Consider the following 11,919-nt stretch of genomic DNA (forward strand, 5'->3'; position numbering starts at 1 on the left):
CTCGTGGTGCAGCAGAACGGACAAAGCCTGGTCACGGAGCAGCGTGCGACGACCCTGCCTAAGGGGAAAAGCCAGCTGCTGTTGCCGGATCTTCCCGCCACCATCGAAGCGCAGACCATGCAGGTGCGTTCAAACACAGCACCCAAGGGACTGAACATCCTGGACATCGCCCTGGACGAAGAACTGCTCACGCCGAGCACGCTGCTCAAACGCCACGTGGGCAAGCAGGTCACCCTGGTGCTGCCCGACGGCAAGACCAAGGGCGGGCGCGTCCAGAAAGAGGCCACAGTGCTTTCCACCGATGAGGCGCCGCTCTTTCTCGTGGATGGCCGCGTGTATTCCGGCCCCTTTGAGGCCGTCATCTACCCGGACCTGCCCGAGGGCCTCTCCGCCCGGCCCCGGCTCTCGCTGAACGTGGACAACTCCGGTCCGGCCAAGCAGACCGTCGAGCTGTCGTATCTCGTTCGCGAGCTGAGCTGGCGTATGGACTACGTGCTGACAATGAACAAGGCAGCCACCAGCGGACTGCTCAGCGGCTGGGCCACGCTGACCAACCGCACCGGCCGTGACTACCGCGACGCCGCAGTGGAACTGCTGGCGGGCGAGCCCAGGACCGAACGCCCCATGCTGGCTCGCGCCTATGCCGCCGATGCCATGGTCATGGCCAAGGCAGCGCCGCAAAACGAAGGCGGTGAAAGCGCCGAACTCTTCGAGTACCACCTGTACAAGATCAAGCAGCCCGTCAGCCTGGCCAACCAGCAATCGCGCCAGGTGCGGCTGTTCGAGAGCGCCACCGTCCCGGTTTCGCGCAAGCTCGTCGGCCGCGCAAACGCCCTGCCCTCCGGCCGCGAGAGCGAACCCCAGAAGGAAAAGCTGGATGTGGTCCTCTCTTTTCGGAACACCGAGGCCCTGAGTTTAGGCCTGCCGCTGCCAAAGGGCACGTTCCGCGCCTTCCAGGAAGAAAACGGCGTGCGGCATTTTCTGGGCGAGGCCCCGCTTGAGCGTGTGGCCGTGGGCGGCACCGCGGAACTGCGCCTCGGCCAAGCCTTTGACCTGAGCGTGGAACGCGTGGTGACGGACTTTGAAAAGACCGGCAAGAACAGCTATCGCGCCAGCTGGGAGCTGCGCATCCGCAATTCCAAGAAACAGGCGCAGCAGGTGGTGCTGCAGGAGCTTCTGCCCGGCAAGTGGAAGGTGGAGAGCGCCAGCCAGAAGTGGAGCAAGCCCGCCGCAGGCACCCTGGAGTTCGTGGTGGACGTGCCCTCCGGTCGCGACGCCGAACCCCTGGTGCTCAAGTATACCTTCAACACGGAGCTGTAACAGGCCAAACACGCAGGCAAAGCCTTGCCCCCGAGGTCGACTTCGCATAAGCCCACTGTTCACGCACATTTTTGGAGGGGATGAGTGGGCTCGTTTGCTGGGATGCTGTGCGCCGTGCTTTCGGCGGTGTGCTTCGGGATGCTGGCTGTGCTGGGCAAGCTGGCCTATGCCAAGGGTTTCGCCGCCGCGGAGATCCTGCAATACCGCTTCGGCATCGGCGCGCTGATGCTTTTGTGCTGGTTTGCGGCCACCGACAGGACCGTGCTGCGTGTACGCCCCAAGACGCTCCTTAAGGCCGCTTTTCTCGGCGTCGGACTCTATCCGGTGCAAAGCCTGTCCTTCATGACCTCGCTCAAGTACATCCCGGCGGCCACCACCTCGCTGATCCTGTATTTTTACCCCGTGGCGGTGACGCTGCTCTCGGCCCTCATCTTCAAGACCCGGTTGGACCGCATCGTGGGCGTTTCGCTTCTGCTGCTGGTGGCGGGCTGCGGGCTGGTGTTCTACGATGCCTTCCTGCGCGACATCAACCAGACCGGGCTCATGCTCGCCACCGTGTCCATGCTCATCTTCTCCGTGTACCTCATCTGCCTGGAATGGCTGCTCAAAGGCGAGAATCCGCAGAGCATCTCCTTCTACTGCGTGCTCTTCGCCGCCGTGGTCTACACCATAATGAGCCCGCCCGTGCGCTTCCCGGAGCTGGACCTGGGCGCCAAGGCCCTCACCTTGGCCCTGGGGCTGGTGCCCACGGCCCTCGCCGTCACCCTGCTCTATCGCTCAGTAGACTTGATCGGCAGCGCCAGCGCGTCCATCTGCTCCACGCTGGAGCCCATCACCACGGTGCTGGCCTCGGCCCTCTTGCTTGGCGAGGACGTGGTGCAAATCCAGGTGGCGGGCATGGCCCTCATCCTGGTGGGCATAATCCTGCCGAACACCCAGGTGCTGCGCGCCAGACAGCCTTGACGCCAACCCGCATTCCGGTCATATCGTAAGGTATTGCCCAGCCTGGGCACAAAGCGCCAGGCCGAGGAGGAACAATGGACGCCAACCGCCGCCGCCGCAGCCGGGTGGACACGCACATCGCCGCCAGCTTCACCGTGCCAGGAGGCGAGGAAGTGCGCCTGCTGGTGTGCAACATCAGCCTGAAAGGCCTGCTGGCCGTGCCCGAAGCCCTGGTGAAGACCGGGGCCACAGGGCTATTGCGCATCGCCCTCTCACCCCAGGCGGTCATCGAGATTGAAAGCCGCATTATCCGCAGCGATGCCACGGGAGTGGCCATAGACTTCCTGCCAATGGAGCCGGAGAGCTTCCTGCACCTGCGCAACCTGGTGCGCTACAACGCGCCCGACGCCGACCAGATCGACGCCGAATTGAAGCACCCGGCCTTCGACTAGCGGAGCTTCCCGCACGGCCGCCGACCCGGGCAGCCGTGCGAGCGTTCCCCACGCGGACTAAGGCTTGGCCGCCTGCACCTGATCCTTACGCCCAAGAAGTCCCAGCAGATCCTCGAACTCTTCCAATGGCGCGGCTCCGCGCACGGGAACGCCGTTCACCAGATAGGTGGGCGTGCCCTCCACGCCGAAGCGTCGGGCCTCGGCCACGTCCGCCTCAATGCGTGTGCGCACCGCGGGCGACTCCATGTCCTTCTTCAGGCGCGCGGAGTCGATCTTGAACCCCGCGTCCAGGCTGGCGATGAGGGCGGCCAGACCGCGGCCGGAGCCATCGGCCAGGGCGCGCTGGTTGGCGAAAGCCAGCTCGGCGAAGCGCCAGGCGGCCTCCGGCTTTTGCAGGGCCAGGGCCTCGAAGACCACGGCGGGCTCAAGGGAGCCCGGACGGGCCGGAAAGTGCTTGAAGAACACACGCACCTGGCCCGGGTGGCGGCGCAGCAGCTCCTGCATGGTGGCCTGCCCCTGGGCGCAGTAGCCGCACTGGAAGTCCGAGTACTCCACAATGGTCACGGGGGCTCCAGCCGCGCCAAGGAAGATGCGCCCAGGCTGGAGTTCCGGCGTTAAGGGATCGGCCAGAGCGCGCAGCTGCGCGTTCTTGCGTTCCAGATCCTCACGCTCGGCCACGGCCTGATCCAGGATGTCCATGAGCTGCGACTTGTCGCGCTTGAGCGCGTCGAACACGATCTGCGGGTTGTCGCGCAGAGTTTGGGCGACCTGCTCTCGGCTGGCGGTCTGGGCGCAAGCGCTCAAAATGAGCGTGCTTATGAGCACGAGGATAATCTTACGCATAACGCCTCCTTGGCGGAAAAAAGGCGGCGACCCGGAGTGTCCTGGTCGCCGCCCGTGCGTACGTCAGTTGTAAAAGGTTCCTACCACTTCATGGAGCGCTTCACGGCCAGGGCGGCCTCCTGCTCCTCGTAGGTGGCGAAACCGGCATGGTGCATGGCGTCCTCCACGGTGAAGGTCCAGTCCCAGCTGGAGTAGATCACCGGCTTGTGGAAGATGGCGCGGAAACGCTCCATCTCCTGGCGGTAGAAGGCTTCCTTGGCGTTTTCGATGTTGTCGCGCAGCTGCTCGCTGAAGCGGTCCAGCTCGCCCTCATACCACTCCATCAAGTCCTCGGCCGTCTTGTAACGCTTGAGGATGTGGCCGTAGCCGTTCTCCTCCAGCAGGATCTCCAAGCGGCTGAAGTGCTGGTCGCGCAGCCACTCGCCCAGGCCGGAAACGGGGATATTAAGCGCCTCCACCTCGGCCATCTGGATCTTGGTCTTGCGGTAGGTATCGGGCACCACGGAGGCCGAGTCGATGCCGGCGATGGCCACAAGGCCACGCAGGATCTCGCTGTTGGATACGCCCTGGCCGCAGAAGCCCACCTTCTTGCAGTACTTCTGGCCCGCGAAGATGGTCACCAGGATGGCCCAGACAACGGCCGGGTCCTCTTCGTCGTAGATGTGCTGCAGGCGCGAATTGTCGCGGTCGGTTGCCAGCACCATCTGGGTCATGTCGTTGGAACCGATGGAGAACCCGTCGACTTCCTTGATGAACTCCTTGCACAAGATGGCGTTGCTCGGAATCTCGGACATGAGGATGACCTTCATGCCGTCCTTGCCGGACTCGATGTTGTGCACGCTCTTCAGGTAGCGCTTCATGCTGCGGGCTTCTTCCAGAGTGCGCACGAAGGGCAGCATGATCTGCAGGTTCTTGCCGCCGAAGATGCCGCGCGCCAGCTTGAAGGACTCAAGCTCCCAGTCGTGGATGTTGCGCGACACGCCGCGGTAGCCGAGCATCGGGTTGTCTTCGTGGCTTTCGAACAGCAGGCCGCCAATCAGGTTGCGGTACTCGTTCGACTTGAAGTCCGTGGTGCGGTAAACGATGGTCTTGCCGTAGAAGGCCATGGCGAACAGCGCCAGGCCCTGGGCCAGGGTCTGGATGTAGTGCTCCTTGCCGGTGCGGAAACCACGGGACTCGAGCAACTTGCGGATGCGCTCCGGCAGGGTGCGCACCTCGTCCATCTCGCTCTTGAGGCCCATCTTCAGGGCCACTTCCTCGCGCAGGGCGGCGATGCGGGTGAGCACGTCCACCACTTCCGGGTCGTCCTTCACGCGGGCGGCGATCTTCTCGATCTCGCGCTCGTGGTCCTGCTTCGTCTTCTGGGCCTCGGCGTAGTTCTCGCTCGTGCCGTCCACCACGTCGTAGTAGCCCATGATGACGGCGATGTGCTTCTTGAGGGACACGGAGGTCTTGAGGGACTCCAGGCGCTCCGTGGCGTAGCCGATGTGCTCGTCGAGCTTCTTGTCCAGCTCGCGCAGGCGGCGGTGGATGGCCAGCACCTCATCGGTGCCTTTGGTGCCCTCGCGCTCGGACAGGGAGGCCAGCTCCTTGCCCAGGCCGGTGATGATGCCCACGTAGTCGCGCAGCTTGATGCGCAGGTTGATGAGCCCGGTTGCCAGCTGCTCCTTCATGACCTTGGACAGGCGGCTGTCGAGGTCGCGCAGCTTGGCGTCCACCAGGGAGCCCAGCACGCCGCGGTCAAAGGCCTCCAGGGCCAGCGGGTGCACGCTGATGTTGCCCAGCATGAACTCCGCGCGCAGGAGGCCCACTTCGAAGTCGGGCACGCGGCGCAGGCGGGAAAGGAACAGCGACTGGCCGATGTCGGCCAGGATCAGACCGACCTTGGTCTTTGTGGCAGGCAGGGCCGCGACGTCGATCTCGCCGCCCACGTCCACCAGGGGCAGCTTGCCCCGGTACACGCGCCCGCGCGAACCGTCGACCGTGATCTCCTGGCCGTCGAGGGAGCGGATGACTTCGAGCCTCTGCAGGCCGATGACGGCCGGAATGCCCAGCTCGCGGCTGGTGATGGCCGCGTGGCTGGTGTCGCCGCCGACGTCGGCCAGGATGGCGCTGGCGATGCGCATGCCCGGCACCATGTCCGGATCGGTGCGCTCTGCGGCCAGAATGTCGCCCTTGTTGACCTTGTTCAGCTCCAGGGCGGAACGCAGGAACTTGACCGTGCCCTGGCCCGCGCCGCGGCTGGCGCCGTTGCCTTCAAGGATCAGCTCCGCATCGGCCAGAGCCTTGGGGTCCACTTCCTTGCGGCGCATGAAGATGGTGTTCGGGTGGACGTCGAAGTCCTCGTTCCAGCGGGTCTCGGGCCGGGCCTGAACGAACCACAGCCGGTCGGCGGAGTCGATGCAGAACTCGGTGTCCATGATCATGCCGCCGTAGGCGCGGGAGATGTTGCGCACCCCTCTGGCCACTTCCTCGGCCTGGGCCAGGGAAAGGGCCCAGCGGAACACCTCGTTCTCCTCAACCTCGACGTCCTTGGTGCCGCCCATGTCCTCGTCGTAGACGATCTTCTTGTCCTTGCAGCCCATGAAGCGGACAACGACCTCGGAGTGGTCGTCGCGCTGGAAGACGTAGAACTTGTCCGGGGTGACCATGCCGCCGACGACCGCCTCGCCCAGGCCGTAGCTGGCGTCGATGGACACCAGGTCGTTGCGGTCGGTGCCGCGGCAGCCGGTGGAGGTGTCGGCGCTGAAGGCCGTGCCGGAGATGAGCGGATTGATCATGCGCATGATGCACACGGAGAGCGACGTGTTCTCGATGGCCCACTCTTTCTTGGCGGTCTCGGCGATCATGTCGTCGCCGGTTTCCTCGGCGCGGCTCACGGCGTCCAGGATGGCCTCGCGGCGGTAGGTCATGCTGCGCAGGTTGTAGGCGCTGGCGCAGTCCCAGTGGTAGGCCTCCACGCAGCGCTCGTCGCCCACGATGTTCAGATAGGTGTCCTGCAGGCCGGCGAAGGCCTTCTTGCGGCTGTCCTCACCCGCTGCGGAGGAGCGCACGGCCACGGGCTCGTTCTCCAGGCCGGCCTCGCCGCAGATGTCGAGGTAGGCGCCGCGCACGGCTTCCTTCACCTCGGCCGGGGGATCGACGGACAGAATGGCCGCCTGCACGAGCACCGAGCGCTTGCGCAGCTGGTCGATGCCCTCCGGGCTGGTGGCGAAGCCTTCCACCACGTTGTTCACGAAGGTGCGCAGCTTGATGAGGGTGCCGGTGTTCTTGACCGACTCGGCCGCGATGCGCTTGGCGATTCGGCGGGTGAACTTGCGCAGAAATTCAGGGTCACGGTTGATCTCGTCGTCGGTCCAGTCCGTGTTGTTGTATTCCTTGTCCACGGTGCTGCGCACGAGGGCGGCGTTGACCTTGGTCTCGTCCAGGAGCTTGTGGAAGGCGATGGAGGAGATGGCCCGGAACTGTGGAGCGCGGATGCCGTCCACCTGGCTGATGATGGCGGTGTTGTAGTTCTTGCCGCCCACGATGAGTTCGGCGTCCGGTCCGATGGCCACGATGTCCGCCCCGGTGAGGACGATCTTCTTGGTCAGCTCGGCCTTGTTCCCGGCCTTGGGCTTCGCCTCCGCGGCAACTTCGGCCGCCTTGGCAGTCTGTTCCTTCTGGACTTTGGCCATGCTCTCCTCCTGCAGCGCCGCGCATTGGCGGGCCGTGTCATCATTGAGGGACCTATCGTAAGGACGCAAGCGACGCCCCTTCCCGTCCATGCCCGTGAGCGCCTGCGGAAGCGGGATGCGCCATTTTTACAGCCGACTTTTTGCAGATACCCCTTTTCTCGGCCTTTCGTCAATTGCACATACAACAATACCCCAAAATAGACGACAAAGCGGCCAGGAGAGGGCTTTTCAGCACCACACGAGGTTCCGTGCGATGAGAATTTTCATCCCTTTATCTCCTGGCCGCCTATAAAACGCTCAGTGGCGCGCGGTCATTTGCACATACAATAATGCTATCTGCTGCTCTCTCCGCTAAATCTTCTGGCCGCACACGGGGCAGAAGCGGAAGTCCTCGCTGGCCAGAGGGGCCTTGCAGGTGGGGCAGCCCGCCTGGGCGGGGCCAAGCTCCACAAGCAGCTCGCCTTCCTTCACCGGCACCATGATCTTGTCTTCCTGATAGTTGGCGTTCTTCAGCACGCGCTTCACCACGCCGGCCACCGGGGCGTACACGCTCTTTTCCTGCTTCATGATGGAGATGTTGAAGATCTCCTCGCCCTTCTTCACCACATCGCCCACGCGCACGTGCATGACCCAGAGGTCGCCGTTGGAGGGGGAACCGATGTGGTTCACGTTCTTTGGATCGGCCATCTCCAGGCTGTCGCGCTCGGCGCCCACGGCGTCGCGCACCTTGACCCGGTGGCTCATGGTCTCGGAGTCCACCGAGTAGCGCACGGTGATGCAGCCTTGGTCGTCCGGCTCGGAGATTTCCGCGATGCGCATGACATGGGGCTTGCCGCAGCGGCTCTGGAACAGCAGGGTCTCGCCCTTCTCCAGGCCCTCGAACCACACGTCCAGCGGCAGGTTGTTGGCGTCGCCGTAGGTCTCGCAGAACTCAATGGTCTTCAGGGCGTCGCCCGGATGGTTCAGGTACAGCACGAACTCCTCGTCCGTGGCCTTCCGGCCCAGGCGGGCGTCCAGGATGCTCTCCTCCGCCGCCAGGTCCATGTCCGGCAAGGTGTCCAGGGGCGAGGCCTCGGTGCGGCACTCCACGGCGCTCTTCCACTCGGTGCCGAAGGCGCTCTGGTAGACCCAGTCCGGCGGGAAGCCCAGGGGCAGCTTGCCGTACTTGCCCAGAAGCAGGTTGCGGAAGGCGTCGTTGCTGTCGCGATAGAGGTCGAGGCGCGCCTCGCGCTCATGGTCGGTCAGTTCGCCCTCGGGCGCTAGGTTCACGATGTCGAGCACGTTCAGCAGGCGGCGCACCTCGCGCTCGCCCCCGCGCTTGTACGCGCCGGTGACGGCCAAAAACGAGGTGTTCCAGGTGATCTGCGAGCCCGGGGTCACGTCATGGTAGCGCACGATCTTGCGGGTGCCCGCCAGGAACTTGAGCATGTAGGGCAGCAGGTGGATGTAGCCCTGCTTCATGGCCCCTTCCTGAGAGGAGGAGGTGGCGCCGCCGGGCATGCCGTGGCGCACCACGTCGTGGTCGATGCCCTGGAAGTAGGGCGAGCAGTATTTGTCGTAGTAAGGCATGATCTGCTTGAGCGTGAAGTTGGTGCTGCGGATCATGTCTTTGTCCAGCACGGTCTTCAGGCCCATCTCATCTTCGATGTAGGCGGCGGTGGAGAGCACGTCGCCCTGGCCGTACCAGCGCACGCTGGAGCCGATGGCCACGTCCACGATGTGCGCGCCCGCTTTGGCCGCCGCGCCCATGGTGGGCACGAAAAGGCCGTCGGTGTAGTGGCGGTGGCTGTGGATGACCAGCTCCGGGTACTTGGCCACGAGGGCGGCGATGAGTTCGCGCATGAAACGCGGCGGGCATACGCCGGCCATATCCTTCAGACCCAGGATGATGGACTGCGAGGCCTTCTTCTTGCTCACCCCCATGACACTGGCGCACATGGACAGGATGTTCTCGGTGACGTCCAGGTAGTGCGGCACGTCGAAGCCCTTGGCCCAGGACATGGACAGGGCGGGCTCGAAGATGTGCTTCTTGGAGTGCAGCACCACTTCCGCAAAGGGCCGCATGTTCTCAACATGGTTCAGGAAGTCGAAGCAGCGGATGACCTCGTAATGCTCGCAGATCATCTCGCCCGTCAGGCGCATGAGGTTCTTGGGCTGCGGCTTGTAGCCCAACACGTTGGTGGAGCGGATGAGGATCTGCTTCAGCGTGGTGGGAGCGAACTGGTTCCACTCCTTGGCCTCGGTGAAGGGGTAGGTCATGTTGGCCAGCATGGCCACGTGGAAGTGCGCGCCGCCGCCGTTCTCCAGGCTGAAGAAGCCGCACTTGTCCAGGCTGGGGCCGATGATGCGGTCCTCGGCCAGGCGGAAGCGGTTGCCGCTGTTGCTCTGGGTGATGTCGCGGGTGGTGGTGTCGCTGAAGTGCACGATGCCGGCCGCGCGGTCCTCGCGCAGGGCGTCCAGGATGTCGTCGCGCTTCATGCCGCGGGTGATGCGCGGCTCAAAGGCGGCGTCCGTGGCGTCCGGGGCCTTCACCAGCTGGAAGCGGCCCAGGCGCTTGTCGGCGCGGCCGCGGTACTCGCCAAGCGACACATAGGGGTTGTAGCCCCGCGCGCTGATCTCGGCCACGAGGCGGGCCAGGCGGACGGGTTCGGCCTCCTGGTCGGTGTAGGCCATGAGCTCGTCCTTGTGCAGGCGGACGAAGTTGGTGTCGTAGTCGCTGGCCACGAAGTCGGGGTGCTTCATCACCTCGCGGTGGAAGTGGATGGTCGTCTTGACCCCGCTGATCTTGTATTCGCGCAGGGCCCGGCGCATGAGCATGACCGTCTTGTCCCACGAGTTGCCGTAGGTGATGAGAAGCGCCGCGGCGGAATCGTAGCGCGAGGGGAAGCGGTAGCCCGCGCAGATGCAGGAGTCGATGCGCACGCCCTGGCCGCCGGGGGAGACGTAGCTGGTGATGAGCCCGGCGTTGGGCGAGAAGTTGTCCTGCGGGTCTTCGCAGTTCACGCGCACCTGCATGGCGTGCAGGTAGGGTTTGGTGTTGTGCTCGTTGAAGCGCAGCTTGGAGCCGAAGGAGATGGCCAGCTGCTCCTCCACCAGGTCGATGCCGTAGCGGCACTCGGTGATGCCGTGTTCCACCTGAAGGCGCGTGTTCACCTCGATGAGGTAGGGCCTGCCGTCCTTGTCCACCAGAAACTCCACCGTGGCGAGGGAATGGTAGCCCACGGCCTTGATGAGCTTCTCGGCGTAGCCCTTGAGCTCCTTGCGCAGCTCCGGGGTGAACTTGGGCCAGGGCGAAGGGGTGATCTCCACAAGCTTCTGGTGGTTGCGCTGCACGGTGCAGTCGCGCTCGTCGAACACGAAGACGTTGCCGTACATGTCGGCGACGGTTTGAAATTCGATGTGCCGCACGCTGGTGAGGAGCTTCTCCACGTACAGGCGCGGGTTGCCGAAGCTGGCCTTGGCCAGGGCCGAGGCCTTGGAGAAGGCGCTCTCCAGTTGGGCGTCCTCGTAGACCTCGTAGATGCCGCGGCCGCCGCCGCCGCCCTCGGCCTTGAGCATGATGGGGAAGCCGATCTCCTTGGCGATCTTGCGCGCCTCGGGGATGCTCACGGCTTCGGGAGAGCCGGGCACCACGGGCACGCCGATCTCCTCGGCCAGCTTGCGCACGGCCACTTTGTTACCCAGCAAGCGCATGGGGCCCTGGTTGGGGCCGATGAAGATGATGCCGGCCTCTTCGCATTTCTTCGGGAAGGAGTCGTCCTCGCTTCCGAAGCCCCAGCCGGGATGGATGGCCACGATGCCGCGATCCTTGGCCATCTTGATGATGCGGTCAAGGTCGAGATAGGCGCGGGGATCTTCGCCCAGGAGCAGGAGTTCGTGTGCGCCGGTGGTGGCGGGAGAGGTCTTGTCCACATCGGTGGCGGTCATCACCGCCACGGCCTGGAACATCTCGGTGATGGAACGGCAGATGCGGCGCGCGGGAATGCCCCGGTTGGCCACCAAAATGGGCTTGCCCTTCACTTCTTCAAGAACCTGCTCAAAAGACTTCGGTCTCATGGCCAAAACTGTCCCCCTTGCTGTTGCAATACGCTCTGAGCCCCTCTGTTCCAGCCCCGCGTCAAACCGGGGTCACATCGCCCGCCAGGAGGACGACCTCCTGTCCGGCGCGGTCCAGCAAAAGCCCTCCCTCCCCGGAAATGCCCTTGACGACCGCCTCATACCGAACGCTTGCGCCTTCCTGTACGAGGACACGCCTCCCCTGCCAGGCCATCCTGGTGCGGAAAATCGTCAAGAATTCCCTGGGAGAAAAAGCCTCAAGAAGAGTTCTGTACCCCGTTTCCACCCGGTTTACAAGGGCGTGCCACAGGCGCGCCGGGCCAAGCCCGCCATCGGACGGGTGAAATTCGCCAGCCGCAACGCTGTGCCCGTCGCGCAGAGCCGCGGGCTCCGGCGCCCAGGCCAGGTTGAGTCCGATGCCGGCAAGAATGCACCCTGCCCGCTCTTCCACGAGCATGCCGGCCACTTTGCGTCCGTCCGACAGAAGATCGTTCGGCCACTTGACCTGCACGGCCTGCCCAAGGCCACTCAAGGCCTCGGCGAAAAGGTAGCCAAGCACCAGCGGCCGCAGCTCGTTCCACCGGCCGTTTTCCGGCGGGCAGACCAGCGTGGCCAGCAGGCTGCCGGGC

7 protein-coding genes are annotated in these 11,919 nt (G+C 64.5%); 3 read left to right on the forward strand and 4 right to left on the reverse strand.

From position 1 onward, the window contains the following. The 3 genes from VN419_RS00650 to VN419_RS00660 all read left to right on the forward strand — a co-directional run. On the forward strand, positions 1-1,320 hold a 1,320-nt coding region (locus VN419_RS00650; protein WP_325643367.1), incomplete at its 5' end, for a DUF4139 domain-containing protein. An 84-nt stretch (positions 1,321-1,404) separates the two neighbouring features. Then, positions 1,405-2,283, forward strand: coding sequence for a DMT family transporter (locus VN419_RS00655; RefSeq protein WP_325643369.1), 879 nt, complete (start codon positions 1,405-1,407; stop codon positions 2,281-2,283). A gap of 74 nt (positions 2,284-2,357) precedes the next feature. Next, positions 2,358-2,714: a PilZ domain-containing protein gene (locus VN419_RS00660; RefSeq protein WP_325643371.1), complete on the forward strand. Its 357-nt coding sequence runs from the start codon at positions 2,358-2,360 to the stop codon at positions 2,712-2,714. 57 nt (positions 2,715-2,771) lie between these two features. Here VN419_RS00660 and VN419_RS00665 read toward each other — a convergent pair whose 3' ends face one another. From VN419_RS00665 to VN419_RS00680, 4 genes are all read right to left on the reverse strand, one after another. Next, entirely contained in the window at positions 2,772-3,557 is a 786-nt protein-coding gene (locus VN419_RS00665) for a DsbA family protein (RefSeq protein ID WP_325643373.1), read from the reverse strand. An 80-nt stretch (positions 3,558-3,637) separates the two neighbouring features. Next, complete coding sequence (locus VN419_RS00670; RefSeq protein WP_325643375.1) at positions 3,638-7,234, reverse strand: PEP/pyruvate-binding domain-containing protein; 3,597 nt, start codon at positions 7,232-7,234, stop codon at positions 3,638-3,640. A gap of 351 nt (positions 7,235-7,585) precedes the next feature. Continuing rightward, positions 7,586-11,290: a pyruvate carboxylase gene (locus VN419_RS00675; RefSeq protein WP_325643377.1), complete on the reverse strand. Its 3,705-nt coding sequence runs from the start codon at positions 11,288-11,290 to the stop codon at positions 7,586-7,588. A gap of 61 nt (positions 11,291-11,351) precedes the next feature. Beyond that, on the reverse strand, positions 11,352-11,919 hold a 568-nt coding region (locus VN419_RS00680; RefSeq protein WP_414652895.1), incomplete at its 5' end, for a biotin--[acetyl-CoA-carboxylase] ligase.

Origin of the sequence: Humidesulfovibrio sp. (assembly GCF_035560995.1) — a bacterium.
In the GTDB taxonomy this organism is placed as follows: domain Bacteria; phylum Desulfobacterota; class Desulfovibrionia; order Desulfovibrionales; family Desulfovibrionaceae; genus Humidesulfovibrio.